The sequence below is a fragment of the Cypionkella sp. genome (assembly GCF_030652235.1).
In the GTDB taxonomy this organism is placed as follows: domain Bacteria; phylum Pseudomonadota; class Alphaproteobacteria; order Rhodobacterales; family Rhodobacteraceae; genus Cypionkella.
Genome location: NZ_JAUSBA010000045.1, coordinates 111,081 through 125,861, shown reverse-complemented (window position 1 = coordinate 125,861; position 14,781 = coordinate 111,081). Strand labels below are relative to the sequence as shown.

General features: G+C 58.7%; 18 protein-coding genes and 1 pseudogene. 9 read left to right on the top strand and 10 right to left on the bottom strand.

What is annotated here, in order from left to right; translation table 11 throughout:
• Positions 1-20 precede the first annotated feature (20 nt).
• Positions 21-260 (bottom strand): annotated as a pseudogene (locus Q7V03_RS16065) (IS481 family transposase); the annotation flags it as partial.
• On the opposite strand from Q7V03_RS16065, the gene Q7V03_RS16060 reads away from it, so the two are divergent.
• Positions 189-536, top strand: coding sequence for a hypothetical protein (locus Q7V03_RS16060; protein ID WP_304926676.1), 348 nt, complete (start codon positions 189-191; stop codon positions 534-536). The pseudogene Q7V03_RS16065 and the gene Q7V03_RS16060 overlap by 72 nt on opposite strands.
• Here the strand turns inward: Q7V03_RS16060 and Q7V03_RS16055 are convergent.
• The 3 genes from Q7V03_RS16055 to hspQ form a co-directional block, all read right to left on the bottom strand.
• Entirely contained in the window at positions 499-951 is a 453-nt protein-coding gene (locus tag Q7V03_RS16055; RefSeq protein WP_304926603.1) for an ATP-binding protein, read from the bottom strand. The two genes, Q7V03_RS16060 and Q7V03_RS16055, sit on opposite strands and share 38 nt — an antisense overlap.
• Before the next feature lie 4 nt (positions 952-955).
• A complete protein-coding gene (locus Q7V03_RS16050) occupies positions 956-1,291 on the bottom strand; it encodes an STAS domain-containing protein (RefSeq protein WP_304926602.1) in 336 nt (111 codons plus the stop codon).
• An 84-nt stretch (positions 1,292-1,375) separates the two neighbouring features.
• The gene (gene hspQ / locus Q7V03_RS16045) at positions 1,376-1,702 is read right to left on the bottom strand and encodes a heat shock protein HspQ (protein WP_304926601.1); all 327 of its coding nucleotides are present in this window, start codon (positions 1,700-1,702) and stop codon (positions 1,376-1,378) included.
• Positions 1,703-1,942: 240 nt separating this feature from the next.
• Between hspQ and Q7V03_RS16040 the strand changes: the two genes are divergently transcribed.
• Complete coding sequence (locus tag Q7V03_RS16040) at positions 1,943-2,524, top strand: lytic transglycosylase (RefSeq protein ID WP_304926600.1); 582 nt, start codon at positions 1,943-1,945, stop codon at positions 2,522-2,524.
• Here Q7V03_RS16040 and Q7V03_RS16035 read toward each other — a convergent pair.
• Positions 2,521-3,141 carry an outer membrane lipoprotein carrier protein LolA gene (locus Q7V03_RS16035; protein ID WP_370651145.1) on the bottom strand — a complete coding sequence of 207 codons (621 nt, stop codon included), beginning with the start codon at positions 3,139-3,141 and terminating at the stop codon, positions 2,521-2,523. The two genes, Q7V03_RS16040 and Q7V03_RS16035, sit on opposite strands and share 4 nt — an antisense overlap.
• 321 nt (positions 3,142-3,462) lie before the next feature.
• On the opposite strand from Q7V03_RS16035, the gene Q7V03_RS16030 reads away from it, so the two are divergent.
• The 4 genes from Q7V03_RS16030 (at position 3,463) to Q7V03_RS16015 (ending at position 7,710) form a co-directional block, all read left to right on the top strand.
• Entirely contained in the window at positions 3,463-3,648 is a 186-nt protein-coding gene (locus tag Q7V03_RS16030; protein ID WP_304926599.1) for a zinc-finger domain-containing protein, read from the top strand.
• A gap of 11 nt (positions 3,649-3,659) precedes the next feature.
• On the top strand, positions 3,660-4,334 hold the full coding sequence (locus Q7V03_RS16025) for a TIGR02117 family protein (RefSeq protein WP_304926598.1): 675 nt from the start codon (positions 3,660-3,662) through the stop codon (positions 4,332-4,334).
• Positions 4,335-4,494: 160 nt separating this feature from the next.
• Complete coding sequence (gene polA / locus Q7V03_RS16020; RefSeq protein WP_304926597.1) at positions 4,495-7,299, top strand: DNA polymerase I; 2,805 nt, start codon at positions 4,495-4,497, stop codon at positions 7,297-7,299.
• A gap of 54 nt (positions 7,300-7,353) precedes the next feature.
• Positions 7,354-7,710 carry an MmcQ/YjbR family DNA-binding protein gene (locus tag Q7V03_RS16015; RefSeq protein WP_304926596.1) on the top strand — a complete coding sequence of 119 codons (357 nt, stop codon included), beginning with the start codon at positions 7,354-7,356 and terminating at the stop codon, positions 7,708-7,710.
• 329 nt (positions 7,711-8,039) lie between these two features.
• Here Q7V03_RS16015 and Q7V03_RS16010 read toward each other — a convergent pair whose 3' ends face one another.
• The 3 genes from Q7V03_RS16010 to Q7V03_RS16000 form a co-directional block, all read right to left on the bottom strand.
• Positions 8,040-8,501: a DUF1203 domain-containing protein gene (locus Q7V03_RS16010; protein ID WP_304926595.1), complete on the bottom strand. Its 462-nt coding sequence runs from the start codon at positions 8,499-8,501 to the stop codon at positions 8,040-8,042.
• A 156-nt stretch (positions 8,502-8,657) separates the two neighbouring features.
• Positions 8,658-9,026: an HIT domain-containing protein gene (locus tag Q7V03_RS16005; protein ID WP_304926594.1), complete on the bottom strand. Its 369-nt coding sequence runs from the start codon at positions 9,024-9,026 to the stop codon at positions 8,658-8,660.
• Positions 9,027-9,028: 2 nt separating this feature from the next.
• Positions 9,029-10,606, bottom strand: a complete 1,578-nt coding sequence (locus tag Q7V03_RS16000) for a DUF5928 domain-containing protein (RefSeq protein ID WP_304926593.1) — start codon at positions 10,604-10,606, stop codon at positions 9,029-9,031.
• A gap of 139 nt (positions 10,607-10,745) precedes the next feature.
• On the opposite strand from Q7V03_RS16000, the gene Q7V03_RS15995 reads away from it, so the two are divergent.
• Positions 10,746-11,564 (top strand): sulfotransferase family protein, encoded by an 819-nt coding sequence (locus tag Q7V03_RS15995; protein ID WP_304926592.1) that lies wholly within the window; start codon positions 10,746-10,748, stop codon positions 11,562-11,564.
• Positions 11,565-11,665: 101 nt separating this feature from the next.
• Here the strand turns inward: Q7V03_RS15995 and Q7V03_RS15990 are convergent, their stop codons facing one another.
• Both Q7V03_RS15990 and Q7V03_RS15985 read right to left on the bottom strand, forming a co-directional pair.
• The gene (locus Q7V03_RS15990; RefSeq protein ID WP_304926591.1) at positions 11,666-12,670 is read right to left on the bottom strand and encodes an NAD(P)H-quinone oxidoreductase; all 1,005 of its coding nucleotides are present in this window, start codon (positions 12,668-12,670) and stop codon (positions 11,666-11,668) included.
• A gap of 12 nt (positions 12,671-12,682) precedes the next feature.
• Positions 12,683-13,378 (bottom strand): COQ9 family protein, encoded by a 696-nt coding sequence (locus Q7V03_RS15985; RefSeq protein ID WP_304926590.1) that lies wholly within the window; start codon positions 13,376-13,378, stop codon positions 12,683-12,685.
• Positions 13,379-13,485: 107 nt separating this feature from the next.
• Between Q7V03_RS15985 and rpsU the strand changes: the two genes are divergently transcribed.
• Together rpsU and Q7V03_RS15975 are read left to right on the top strand one after the other, a co-directional pair.
• Positions 13,486-13,692: a 30S ribosomal protein S21 gene (gene rpsU / locus Q7V03_RS15980; protein WP_054008279.1), complete on the top strand. Its 207-nt coding sequence runs from the start codon at positions 13,486-13,488 to the stop codon at positions 13,690-13,692.
• Between the two features lie 239 nt (positions 13,693-13,931).
• Positions 13,932-14,738: a transglutaminase family protein gene (locus Q7V03_RS15975; protein ID WP_304926589.1), complete on the top strand. Its 807-nt coding sequence runs from the start codon at positions 13,932-13,934 to the stop codon at positions 14,736-14,738.
• Positions 14,739-14,781: the final 43 nt, after the last annotated feature.

The following is a 14,781-nucleotide window of genomic DNA, read 5'->3' as shown; positions in this document are numbered from 1 at the left end:
TCCCGTTGGCGGCAAGCCCAGGTGTTCAGTCCCGGCATTTGATGGATGGAGTTTACGGTGAACCTTTCGGGGTCGATTGTCCATTGTTTGCAGATGAACTCGTAGGGTGTAAGATCTGTGGGGGTCTTCAACCTTCGCCTGAAGCGGTAGGCGCTGCTAAGGCTGGCGAGGTGATTTGGCAATTGATCATGGCCGTCTTAGTGGAAGCGTTTGAGCGTCGCTTTCTTGATCGCTCGGTTCATCCGTTCGACCGCGCCATCTTCCATTTCAAGGAAAAGATTGCACTATCAAAGACCGTGGTCATACATTTAAGCAGTTTTTGTGGGACTTCCAAAAAAGAGATGAACCTCGACGCCACGAACTGGGTTGGGGCAATATCCGCAAGGCCGAAGGAAGTTCTATACAGCTACAGGTCCGATATCGGCATTATCGGCGGTTGTATTGGGGGGAAATTTTGGCAAAGGGGGGCAATTCTGACGAAGTTAGAGCAATCGCGCCTCAAGCGGGCGATTGTAGCGTGTCCAACCGGAAGCTGAGCAGGTTGCGCCCGCCTTCCCGACGATAGCTAAGGTCTTTCGACAGGCTGCGAATCAAATGCCAACCAAAACCGCCTTCGGGCAGATCGGCAAAATCCCCCAGCGGGGCGAGCACTCCTGCGGGCAACTGGCCGCCGGGCATCGGCGCGCCGGTGTCCGATATCATGCACAGCAGTTCGTTCCGCCGCAGTTGCAGCGAGATTTCAATTTCGCCGTCATGATGGGCATAGGCATGTTCAACGATGTTGTTCAACGCCTCTGCCAGCACGATTTCGGCGGTGCCGCGACCGTCTTCGGGCAGGCTGCGCAACAAAAGCGTGTCCAGCAACGCGCGCAAACCATCGCGCACGGCGGTTTGACGCCCCGGAATCGTCAGTCGGGTGCTCGAGGAGAAGTCGACCGCTTCGGCATCCATCGGTCTACCCCGCCTGCCGCAAACCGTCGGGCAGGTGGTCATGGATGGTGAAAATACTGTCCATCCGGGTCAGCCGGAACACCTTTTGCACCGTCGCGGTCAGGCCCGAAAGTTCCAGTTTTCGATCGGGCCCCAAAGCCTTCATCACCGCCACCACCGCGCCCAGACCGCTGCTGTCCAGAAATGCCACCCGCGACATATCCAAGACCACCCGCTGTGACGGCGTTTGAGTGAGTTCGCGCATCCGGTCTTTGAATTGGATCGCGCCTGCAGCGTCGATACGGTCGCCCAAAGCGCTGACCACAATCATTTCGCCACGGTGTTCTGCCACAAGCTCCATCTGCTTGGCCCCTTTGTTGGAAAACTGGGGTCAGGTTAGGCTCAAGAGGTTACTGATCCGTAAGCAGGGTCGACAATAGAGCAATTAATTCAACTGGAATTGCAGCGGATAGCGACCATTCTCAAAATCGCCGAACAGATCGGGCAGATCGGGGTGGGTAATCGGCTCACCCGTCTCATCCGGCACCAAATTCTGCTCGGAGACATAGGCGACATAGTAGCTTTGGTCGTTTTCAGCCAGCAGGTGATAAAAGGGCTGATTGCGCGACGGGCGGGCGTCTTCCGGAATGGCGTAATACCATTCCTCGGTGTTGGAAAATATCGCGTCCACATCGAAGACCACACCACGAAACGGGTGCTTTCGATGACGAAGCACCTGACCGATGTGATATTTGGCCGCAGTCTTCAGCATAGCATATGTGCCCCCATAAGGGTTAGTAATCGGTTGCGCAGGCAGTGTCTATTCCACAGGCGCGCTGCGAGGGAAACAGTCTGTATTGGGCTGCGGCCTAGTCTGGCAGTGTCTTGCCGATCCGAAAATCCGCCGAAACCGGGTTTCGCACGGGATTGTCATGTGAAAACGCAGACATGCCCATTTCATCTGCAGTGATTTTCTCGTATCTTTGCTACAAAATAAGAACGCGAGGGGCAAATGAGCAGAACTCTCCGTGCGTCGATCCTGTTGCTGGCCCTTGCATCTTGCGGGGGTGGAAACTCATCGGCGCCGAAAAATATGGATGACGCCTGCGCGATTGTGCAGCAGCGCCCCGCTTATTTCAGCGCCATGCGGGCGACAGAGCGGAAATGGGGCGTGCCGGTGCATGTGCAGATGGCGGCGATATATCAGGAATCGAAGTTTATCGGCAATGCGCGTACCCCACACCAGTTTGCGCTGGGGGTGATCCCGATGGGGCGGCAATCTTCGGCCTATGGTTACAGTCAGGCGCTGGATGGCACTTGGGAAGAATACCAAAGCGAACAGCGCCGCCGTGGCGCCAAGCGCGACCGCATCAACGATGCCACGGATTTCATGGGCTGGTACATGAGCCAAAGCAGCGAGAGGTTGGGCATATCACTCAACGATGCTGAGGCGCAGTATCTGGCTTACCATGAGGGGCGGACGGGGTATGCCAAGCAATCCTATCTGGAGAAGCCTTGGTTGGTCGATGTCGCCGCCGCGATTGGGCGGCGGGCGACGATGTATCAGGAACAGCTAAGCTATTGCCGCCGTTAGCGGCCCCGGCGCTCGATCTCGTCGGTGATGTTGAACAGGCTGGCGCTGTAATTGCCGCCAGTCTTTAGATCACCCAAAATCACCGTGGTTTGCTGGCCAAGATCATCGGTGATCACCCATTGCCGCAGGGTGATCGGGTTGGCGGTGAACACCAGCGCGATCTGGCCGTATTCGGGATGCTGCGGATCTTGGGCGGTGACTTGGGTGGCGTTCTTATCTTCGGTATGGGCGACCACGGTTTTGGCGCTTCCGAGATTGACGTTGGCGGCGAGGATCAGGTTCAGCGGCGTGCGCTTCAGGGGGTACTGCTCGGGCGCTTGGTTGGACTTCGCATCGAAGATCGCAACGTTGCCGCTGGAGGCCAGCACCAAGGATTTATCTGGCGGGGCGTATTCAAAACGGACCCGGCCGGGGCGTTTGATGATCAGCTTTCCGGTGGCGATCGAGCCGTCGGCGTTGACTTGGGTGAACGGGGTTTCCGCCGAGGTCAGGCTGTTCAGATAGGCGGAAAGATCGTTCAACGGGATCTTATCGGCCCAAGCAGGGGCGACCGACAGGATCAGGGCGAGCGGGGCGAGGAGGGTGCGAAGCGGTTTCATGCCATATATATAGGGCATCAGAGGCGCGCCTGCACCCCCCTCGCGTTCACTTGGCGGAGAGGTGCCGAAGCGGGTTTCGTGAGCGGTCCCAACTCGGGACCATTGTTTTCTATGGATTAAATTGTGGCAAAAATCCTGATCTTCATGCTTTGTTAACGCGCGCGCGGCGCGCTGTTGAAGCCTTTGGCGGGGAATATTTAGGCCAATGTGAAACCCGCGCAGTTTCATCTTGGCAAAAATACTCCCGCGCGGCGCGCTTCGGCGCTTTCAGCCGCAGCGCCTCTTGCCCGTAAGGCGATAGCGGTTACAATACCCGCAACCCAAGCCAAGGACGCATCCATGTCGATCAACGCCCCGGAAACCCAGATTGTCACCCATTGGAAAATCGCTTGCGATGGCGGTGAGGCGGCTTTGGGCCATCCGCGGGTTTGGCTGACCATCCCGGAAGCTACCGGCTTTGTCGAATGTGGCTATTGCGACAAACGCTTTGAGATCGACCGCGCCCATGCGCATGATGATCACTAAGGTCTAAGCGATTGCGCGCCCGGTGGTTTTTGCGGGCGATCACGGCGATCATCTGCCTGCCGCTGGTCTATTTCGCGGCTGGATTTGTCGGTGCTGTGATCCCCGGCAAACATGCGGATCTGGCCCCCGGCACCGATGTGCTGATCGGGCTTGCGCGCGCGCCGATCCATTATGATTTCCTGCTGCCAATGTCGCCGGAACTGCGCGCACGTTTTGGCTTTGCTGAAGCTGCGGGGGTGCCCGTGAACGCGCCGCAAGCCGAGTGGTTGCTGGTCGGTTGGGGATCAGAGGCGTTTTACACCAGTGCTGGCAGCTACGCGGATATGAAACCGGGGGCGGTTTGGACGGCCGTAACCGGCGATAAAGCCGTGCTGCATCTGGATGTGGCGGGGGATGTCAGCGGGGTGGAGGGGATCAGCTATTTCACCCTGTCGGACGCGCAATATCAGGCGCTGCTGGGCAGTCTGGAGGCGAATTTTCAGCGCGATCAGACCGGGGCTCCGCTGGCTTTGGACGCACATTTCAACGATCACGACGCGTTTTTTGCCGCCGAGGGTGATTTTAACCTCCTGCATCCCTGCAATGCTTGGCTGGGCGAAACTCTGCGCGCGGCGGGGGTGCCGTTTGGAATTTGGACACCGACGCCGCAGGCGGTGGAACTGTCGTTGCGCTGGCATCAAGGCTAAGCGTGTCAGGTTTAGATTGAATCGAAAACCACTGCCTCTCGCATCCGCTCGAACGCGTTTTTCGATAAGTGGTCTGCTATCAAAACCTGACACGCTCTAGAACGCCGGGCTGCTTCGTGGCAATACTGCGCCTCATATCGGTTAAAGAGGCGGGCAGATCATGGCATTCGGCAAGGGCAATCACCTGCATCTGATCGACGGCTCGGCGTTTATTTTCCGGGCGTATCATGCGCTGCCACCGCTGACGCGCAAGTCGGATGGCCTGCCGGTGGGCGCGGTTGCGGGGTTTTGCAACCTGCTGTGGGGCGAGTTGACCGCGACCCGGAAAGAGACCGCGCCGACGCATCTGGCGGTGATTTTCGATGCCGGATCGAAGACCTTCCGCAATGAGATTTACAGCGCCTACAAGGCGAACCGCCCGGAATTGCCCGAGGATTTGCGGCCGCAGTTCGCCTATACCCGCAAGGCGACGCAGGCGTTCAATGTGCCCTGCATCGAGGTTGAGGGCTATGAGGCCGACGACATTATCGCCACTTTGGCGCGGCGCGCGCGCGAGGCTGGCGGGACGGTGACGATTATATCGTCAGACAAAGACCTGATGCAGTTGATCGGCGACGGCGTTGATATGCTCGACCCGATGAAGAACAAGCGGCTGGGGCTGGACGAGGTGTTTGAGAAGTTCGGCGTGGCTCCGAACCGCGTGGTTGATGTGCAGGCCTTGGCCGGAGATTCGGTCGATAACGTGCCGGGCGCGCCGGGCATCGGCATCAAGACGGCGGCGCTGCTTATTCAGGAATACGGCGATCTGGAAGCGCTTTTGGCGCGGGCGGGCGAGATCAAGCAACCGAAGCGGCGCGAGGCTTTGGTAGATAACGCCGATCTGATCCGGATTTCTAAGCGCTTGGTGCAGCTTGATGGCGACATGCCGTTGGATTGGCCGTTGGAGGGGTTGGAGTTGCGCGCGGTTGAACCCGACGTGGTGATGGGCTTCCTGCAAGAGATGGAGTTTTCTACCCTGACCAAGCGGGTGGCCGAGCGGTTGAAGGTGGCGGCTCCGGTGGCGGACCCGGCGCGCGGGATGCATGTTGCAGGCGCGCATGATGCGGTGGAGACCGTGCAGGTGGCGTTTGATGTGGCAGGCTATGAGAAGATCGACACCATGGCCGCGTTGCAGGGCTGGATCGCGCGGATTGTCGAGGTTGGGCATGTGGCGGTGGATACCGAGACGACCAGCTTGGATGAGATGCAGGCGGAACTGGTGGGGATTTCTTTGTGCGTCGATGCCGGGAAGGCTGCCTATATTCCGCTGGGGCATAAGCAGGGCGGCGGCGATCTGTTTGGATCATCCGAACTGGTGGCGGGTCAGTTGGATTTGGGGGCCGTGCTGGCGGCGTTGAAGCCAGTGCTGGAAGATGCTTCGGTGCTGAAAATCGGCCAGAACATGAAATATGATTGGAAGATTTTCAAGCGTTATGGCGTCGAGGTCGGCCCGTTTGACGACACCATGCTGATGTCTTCGGCAATGCAGGCGGGCTTAAATGGGCATGGCATGGATGCTTTGTCCGAGAAGTATTTGGGGCATACCTGTATTCCGATCAAGCAGTTGATCGGCTCGGGCAAGTCGGCGGTGACGTTTGATCGGGTTGGGGTCGAGGATGCGGTGAAATATGCCGCCGAGGATGCCGATGTGACGCTGCGGCTGTGGGCGTTGTTCAAGCCGCAGTTGCATAAGGCGCGGGTGACCACGGTGTATGAGACCCTGGAGCGGCCCTTGGTGCCGGTGCTGGCACGGATGGAGATGGCCGGGGTTCAGGTGGACCGCGATACTTTAAGCCGGATGTCGAACGCCTTTGCGCAGAAGATGGCGGGGTTGGAGGCCGAGATTCAAGAGATGGCGGGGCAGCCGTTTAACGTGGGCAGCCCGAAGCAATTGGGCGAGATCTTGTTTGACAAGCTGGGTCTGCCGGGCGGCGAAAAGGGCAAGACCGGGGCCTATGCCACCGGAGCGGATGTGCTGGAGGATCTGGCGACCGAGCATAAGCTGCCGGGGTTGGTGCTGGATTGGCGGCAGTTGGCCAAGCTGAAATCGACCTACACCGATGCGTTGCAGGACCATATCAACCCGGAAACCGGGCGGGTGCATACCTCGTATTCGATCACCGGGGCGGTGACGGGGCGGTTATCTTCGACCGATCCGAATTTGCAGAATATTCCGATCCGGTCCGAGGAAGGGCGCAGGATACGTGAGGCGTTTGTGGCACCGAAGGGCAAGGTGTTGGTCTCGCTGGACTATAGCCAGATTGAGTTGCGGATTTTGGCGCATGTGGCCGATATCGCGTCGCTGCAACAGGCGTTCAAGGATGGCATTGATATTCACGCGCTGACGGCGTCAGAGATGTTCAACGTGCCGCTGGATCAGATGACGTCTGATATTCGCCGCCGCGCCAAGGCGATCAATTTCGGGGTGATCTACGGGATTTCCGGCTTTGGTCTGGCACGGAATTTGCGGATCCCTCGGGCGGAAGCGCAGGGCTTTATTGATCGGTATTTTGAGCGGTTTCCGGGGATCAAGGAATACATGTCCGACACCGTGGCGTTCGCGCAGAAGAACGGCTTTGTGCAGACTTTGTTTGGCCGCAAAATCCACACGCCCGAGATCAACGCCAAGGGGCCGGGGGCGGGGTTTGCCAAACGGGCGGCGATCAATGCGCCGATCCAAGGCACCGCGGCCGATGTGATCCGGCGGGCGATGATCCGGATGCCTGCGGCGATTGCGGATATTCCGGCGACGATGCTGTTGCAGGTGCATGACGAATTGCTGTTTGAGGTTGATGAAGGTGCTGCCGACGCGCTGATCAAGGTGGCAAAGGATGTGATGGAGGGGGCTTCGCATCCGGCAGTGCATCTGAAGGTGCCGTTGACGGTTGAGGCGGGCGTGGGGGCGACTTGGGCGGCGGCGCATTAAGGTGAAGGCTGGGGGGCTCGCCCCCCAGACCCCGAGGATATTTGAGCACAGAGGATGACCGAAGTGATCCAGAACTGGGCGGAGTTGAAGGCATTTGCCTTGGCGCTGGCGTTGCCCAAGATCACTTTGGCCACACCTTGGGGGCATGAGGCGCTGAAGGCTTTTGGCAAGATGTGGTGCTATTGGTCGTATTATGAGGATGCGGCGGTGTTCAAAGCCAGCCGGGACGAGCGGGAAATGTTGATGGCGGCAGAGCCCGCGACGTTTTTTCTGCATCCACATTATGCGCCGCATAATCTGGTTCTGGTGCGGGCGGGGCGGATTGATCGGGCTTGGGCACGCGCACGGCTGATCCAGCAATGGCGGGATGCGGCACCGAAGCGGTTTTTGAAAGACTGGGATGCACGATGACGTCGCTGGCTTTTTCGGGTTTGGCATAGGTTAAGGGGTGACGTCTATGAGATCCGGATTGGCTTATCGCGCGACCGCCTTCGTCGTTGTTCTGGCAGCAAGTGTTTGCCTCGCAATTGCGAACGCATTTCGTGCGTTTCACGCGCCGTTTACTTTTGAAATTCGCACCGTTTGCGCTTTATGCCGTGACGCTGAGAGAATCTTTTCGACTTGAGGGCGATCAATCTCAAACCATTGAGAATGGATGATTTATTCTCAGACCGCTTATCGCTTTCTGTCGGGCACCTTACGCTAATGGCAGCGAGAGGTCCGAGAGGGCCGATAAGCGATCAGGCGCGATCAACCCGGAGTTGGTAGCAGTTGTTGCGCGCAGAGCGGATGTGCACATAGGCCACCCGCGTGTCGTTCAGGCGGGCTTCGGCCTCGGTTGGGATCGTCGCGGTGGGGACGACAGCGCCTGTGCCGTAGACGATGCGGTTTTCGGCGGAGTAGCCCCTTATGATGTAGTCGGGGGAGGCGAGGATTTCAGGGATATTTGCGCCTCCGCCCGCTGCGCAAGCATCAGCGCAGAGGAAGATCGGGCCAAGTTCGGCATAGGGTTGCAGCGCGGGGAAGGGGCGATGGGCGAGAATCAGCATGCCCGCGCCCTTAGGGATCATTTCTAGACAATGGCGGCACGGGTTACCTGCGCCGTCAGAGATGTGGTGCTCGGGTTTTTGGCCGTTGGCGTCAGGGCCGCCGGCCTGATAGGCGCGGGCGATTTCGGTGGCGATGGCGGTGAAGCGGATCATTTGAGCCTCCGGGTTAGGGTTGGCCCAAATAGCGCCGCGATCAGGGTTCAGGCGACCCGAAACCTGCGGTTAATGGTTTGGCGTTATGCTTGATCGGAGTTCACCTTAGAGCGAACGGGGTCTGATGATCTTGATGAGACTGCAACGCAAACCACCTTAACGCTGGATCAGCGGCCCCATCACTTTGCCGCCCAAGATGTGCAGGTGGTAATGCGGCACCTCTTGCATGCCATGCGGGCCTGCGTTGGTAATGGCGCGGTAGCCTTGACCGGGGGCGACGCCGACGATTTCGCAGACTTTCGCGCAGGTGCGGTGGAAGTCGAGGATTTCCTCGGCGGAGGCTTTGGCCGCAAAGTGATCGAAAGTGGCGTAGGGGCCTTTCGGGATCACCAGCACATGCACCGGGGCATGTGGGGCGATGTCGTGGAAGGCCAAGCTATGCTCGGTTTCCAGTACGGTTTTGTTGGGAATTTCGCCGCGCAGAATGCGGGCGAAGATGTTTTGCGGGTCATAGGTGTAGGGCATGTTCAATCCACAAACAGATAAGCGGTGGCGGCGATTTCGCGGGCCTTCTCGGGCGAGATATCAAGGAACTCGGCCAGAGGCACGGTGTTTTCATCAATGCTCGCACTTTGACGGACACGCAGCAGATTGGGAAAACCCGCGTCGCGGATGCGGTCGCCCTCAAATTTCACGTCATAGCGGATGGTAGGCAGCAACCGCTCAATCGTGGCTTTGGGGGTCGACTCTGCAGCCAGACCGACGCGGATGGCATGGCCGATCAAGTATTCATCGGTGAAGTCGCACTCGATTTCCAGCAGCCGCACCTTGGCCTTGTCGTTGTAGAAATCCTGCATCAGATCGACATTGGCTGGGTCGATGCAGATCACCAGTTGATCGGTTTTCCAGTAATCGAACAACACCCGCATCAGCGCGCGGCGGTGGCGGGTGCGTTTTTCCAGCGTGGATTGGATGCCGCCCAAGTCAGGCAGCGGGGTGGCGGCCTCATTGAACAGATAGTCCAGCGCGGGCAGGTTGGTGACTTGGCGCACGCGTTCGACCAAGCGTTTCGCGACATGCCATTTCTTGCAGGTGACCATCATCAGCGTGCGGTGGCGGCCGAGCGAGCTTTCGGTCTCCCAGAACCGCGGCGCAAAACGGCGGCCAACCCGGCCCCTGCCGGAGATGAATTTGAACAGGCTGCGGCCTTCGTTCGAGATCGCAAAACGCACGCCTTTGGCGGCGTAAAGCTTGCCGAGGCGGTCTTTCAGATCGGTGGCGTCTGGGCTGATTTTGCGGGCGAACAGATAGTCTTGGCTGATCAGCAGGTCGTAATTATCGTTATAAAACGACACCGGCATGCCGTAATCGGTGAACATCAGGAAGGTCAGCGTGCGGGTGCGCAGTTCGTGTTCGGGGATCAGGTGGCGGACGATGGTTTGGAAGAACGTCTCATCGGGGATCCAGGTGGTGCGGAAGAACCGCATCACGTCGCGGCGTTTCTTGGTGAATTCCAGCACGGATTCCACGGTGCGGCGCCGCAAGCACCACCATTGGCTGCCGATCTGCATGGCGATGTCGGCGGGGACGTGGCGGGTCAGGCCGAGTTTGTCTTGCCATCTCATCGAGGCGTAAAACAGCGCCTTGTGGGTGCGCTCGTTGAAATAGTGGCGGTAGATCAGGCGTTCTTCCTTGATGCCGGTCTTGATCCAGTCAGAGCTGAAGAAATCGACGCTTTCGATGTAATCGACTTCCTCGCGGTCGAGAAATTTATGGGCGAATTCGGCGGATTTGATCGGCATGCAGTCGCCGGACAGCATGTAAAAATGGGTAGCGCGCGGGAAGGTCTCGACCGCAGCCTCAACCGCCATCAGCGTGGCCTCGACCAGCGACCATTCGCCCCAGCCGCATTTGGCGCGGCGCTTGGTGAAGGTGACATTGGGGTTTGCGGCCAGCACCGCGCGGATTTTGTCGAAATCGGATGGCTTGGCGCGGCCATCGAAGTGGATGGCGACATAATCCCCCACCGCTGTCAGGCGCTGGGCCTGAGCGATGATCCCCTCGGGATCTTTGTGGCAAAGCAGGATGTAGGCGATTCTGGCCATTTGATGAACATTAAACCCTTGAACGCGACATTGTTTCCCTGAATACCTTGAAGACACATTGAAAAGACAGAGTTTGTTTGCTTTTTTGTGCTGGATTGAGTTTGTGCCGGATAAGGCGCGAGCGTTTGGGAGTGTGCGGATGGGTTTCCCCGGAACTTGGATGACAGAGTCGGAATCGGTGGTCTACCGGGTGGTGCCGAAATGCGCTTGCTCGACGATCGGGCAGATCATGTTTTATTCCGATCATGGCACGTTTTTCGATGGCGATATCCATGATGCCACGGGCGGGATGCACAAATGGGCGATTGAGGCGAGCCAGCCGCTGATTGAGCGCAACGTCAAGACGCATAAGTCTTACGCGTTTACCTGCGTGCGTAACCCCTACACGCGCATTCTATCGTCATTTTTCGATAAGATTTGCGGCATTCAGCGCAACGGCAAGCGCTATCGCGGCAATCTGGTGCCGCTTCTGGTGCAGAAATACGGCGTGCAGGTGGGCGGTGATGACGGGCAGGGCGAGTTCGATCAGATCGAAAGCTTCCGGCGGTTTCTGCTGTTTGCCCGCGACACCATCCGGTTCAAAAAGCCGATGGAGCCAGATATTCACTGGTCGGCGATGGCGGGGCATGTCTCGACCTATATCGTCAATGGCGGGCGCTATGACCAGATTTTCTTCACCGAGAAATTCGATGAGGGCATGGGCGCGGTTCTAAAGAAAATCAAGGTAAAGCATAAGGTTGATCTGACCAAGATCCCGAAGTTCAACGAAAGCGAAGGCCACGGGCCGAAGCGCTTGCACCCGGTTGAAGATTACTTTGACGACCTGTCGCGGCATCTGATTTGGGAGATCTACAAGCGCGATTTCCAACTGTTTAAGTACGACTTCGACAATCCGGGCAACAAGATGCCATTGGCCGAGGTGGATCTGGACGAGGTGCATGCCAAGCTGGGCGACTGAGTTTGGCGTTGGCGCTGGTGGTTTCACACCCCCAGACCCCCGTGGGATATTTGAGCACAGAGGATGACAATTTTAGATAAATTGTTTGGATTGTCTGCGGTTTAATCCGGTATCTTCATCACGATCTTGCCGATATGACCCGAGCTTTCCAGCCGCCAATGTGCGGCGGGCGCGTCTGTCAGGGCGTATTCACTGTCGATCACCACGCGGAATTTACCTTGCGCGATCAGCGGCCAGATGTTGGTTTCGACCTGATGCGCGATGGCGGCTTTGGCGGCATCCGATTGTGGGCGCAGGGTGGAGCCGGTCAGGGTCAGGCGGCGCATCATCATTTCGGCAAAGTTCAACTCTACCTTGGGGCCTTGCAGGAAGGCGATTTGCACAAGGCGGCCGTCATCGCACAGCGCGCGGACGTTGCGCGGCAAATAAGGGCCGCCGACCATATCAAGGATCAGATCGAAGCCGCCGAGTTGCTTGGCTTCTTCGGAAAAATCGGCGGTTTTGTAGTTAAAACAGGTCTCTGCGCCCAAAGCCTCGACCGCGCGGCATTTGTCATCACTGCCTGCGGTGGCAAACACCCGCGCGCCCAAGGCGCTTGCGATCTGCACCGCCGTGGTGCCGATGCCGGACGAGCCGCCGTGGACAAGGAAACGCTCGCCTGCTTTCAGCCTGCCGCGCATCACCATGTTCGACCAGACGGTAAAACAGGTTTCGGGAAGGCAGGCGGCTTCGCGTAAGGACAGGCCCTCGGGGATCGGTAGGGCGTGCGATTCGTTGCAGGCGGCGTATTCTGCGTAACCGCCGCCGGGCAGCAGCGCGCAAACCTTGTCACCGATCTGCCAGCGGGTGACGCCGGGGCCCATGGCGACGACGGTGCCGGCCCCCTCCAACCCCGGCAGCGCCGAGGCAGAGGCGGGTGGCGCATAGGAACCGGCGCGTTGCAGCGCGTCGGGGCGATTCACCCCGGCATAGGCGAGGTGGATAATGATCTGGCCGTGACCGGGGACTGGAACCGGGACAGATGCCGGGGTCAGCACATCCGGGCCGCCGGGGGCCGAGATTTCCATGGCCAGCATCGAGGAGGCCAAACTTGAGGGGAGCGTCATTCAGAGAGCCTCTTATGGATTGTGATGGCCGGGCAAGTCATGCGGTTGCGGGGCGCGGATTTTTTCCAGCAGTTTCAGTGGGCCCGCCAGCAGGGCTTTGGCGACGGGGTTATTGCCGATCGCGGTCTTGGTTTTCTCAAACGCGGTGACATTGGCAAGGCGGCGGTCCAAGAACGCCCAAGTGTCGGCATTGTCATCCGATTGATCGCCCAGCCAGAACAGCACCGTGGCGGAATAGACGGCTGAGAGTGTGGCGCGTTTAGAATACCAGTTCAGATCGTTCGAAGTGTCGCCAAGCGCGCGCCAGACCGCGTCGGCGGTGCCCCAGATCAGCTTGGCAGCTTCGGGGGCGTGGTGTGGCAGGCTGAACAAAGTGGTGCCGCGGCGGACGAGTTCTTTGTCGGCCCCCGACAAGCGCAGTTTGATCGCCAGAGCCACGCGGCCCGTGTAGCGCAAAGCGGTCAGATCAGAGGCGGCAAGGGTTTCGGTCATCGCGCGGTCGCCCAGTTGATGATAGGCGACCGCCAGGTCGATACCGCCGCGCGGGAACAAGGCGCGGGCCAAGCCGGGGGCCACACCCGAATCGGTCAAGGCCGCTTGCAGCGTGGTTTCTGACCAGCCATCAAAGGCGGCATGCGGCAGGGCGGCTTGCAGAATAAGGCTTTTGGCGGCCTCCATGCTGTGTTCCGCGGTGTTTTTATCGTCCATTTTGGTCCCCTTCCCTGCACACGGTAGACAAAGCCAGCGCACTTTGCTATGCGCGCCAAGCCTGCACATTCAGTGCAACTCTAACTTAGGAAGGTGGTGACAACCACATGCAGGTCAGCGTCCGCGACAATAACGTTGAGCAAGCCCTTCGGGCCCTCAAGAAAAAGCTCCAGCGCGAAGGCGTGTTCCGCGAAATGAAGCTTAAGCAACATTTCGAGAAACCCTCCGTCAAGAAAGCTCGCGAATCCGCCGAAGCCGTGCGCCGTGCGCGCAAGCTCGCGCGGAAGAAGCTTCAGCGCGAAGGCGGGATGTAATTTTCGGGTTTCCGAAGATTGCCAAACGTTAGCGACACTGGAGGAGCGATCCTCACCCCGATTGACCCCCGCCCTTCACAGGTCGGGGGTTTTTCATTACGATTATATTTAAAGCATATCGCCCGTTTTGCGTGCATCTTCGACCTATTCACCCAGAAGCCCGTCTATTCGCAACAATGTGGCAACCGAAAGCGGGCAGTGGCGTTTAGCTGGAAACGATCACAGCGAAAGGGCTGTCTATGCTTGTGAAGTTTGGCTACGACATCTCTGTGTCCTGTGCCCACGAAACGCCGATGATCTGTATGATGTCGGTGCGCGATGAGTTGCGCGAAGCTTTGCGCGTACAATCGGCGATGGTGACGACGCCTGCGGTGCCGACCTCGGTCTATCGCGATTTGTTTGGCAACACCTGTCGGCGGATGGTGGCGCAGCCTGGGCTGTTCAGCTTGCGCAGCGATTGCACGATTGAGCTTGGCGGGTTGCCCGATCCGGTGATGCCGTGGTTGCGGGCGACTCCCCTTGCGGAATTGCCGGATGAGGTTTTGATCTATCTGGTCGGTAGCCGCTATTGCGAGACGGATAAGCTGAGCCAGATCGCGTGGGACATGTTTGGTCATATCGCGCCCGGTTATGCGCAGGTGCAGGCGATTTGTGATTATGTGCATCGCCATATTCGGTTTGATTACATGAACGCGCGGGTGACGCGGACGGCCTATGAGGGCTGGCAAGAGGGCACCGGGGTGTGCCGTGATTTCGCGCATCTGGCGATTACGCTCTGCCGCTGCATGAACATCCCGACGCGCTATGTGAACGGCTTTATCCCGGATATCGGCGTGCCGGTGACCGGGCCGATGGATTTCGCGGCGTGGCTGCAGGTTTATCTGGATGGCGGCTGGCATACGTTTGATCCGCGCAACAACGTGCCGCGGATTGGCCGGGTGGAGGTGGCTTATGGCCGCGATGCGGCGGATGTGCCGCTGATCCACTCGTTTGGGCCACATGTATTGCAGAAGTTTACGGTTTGGGCGGAAGAGGCAACGGCTTAGGGCTGAAAGAGAACCGCCCACCCGCACTGCAGGTGGGCGGCTT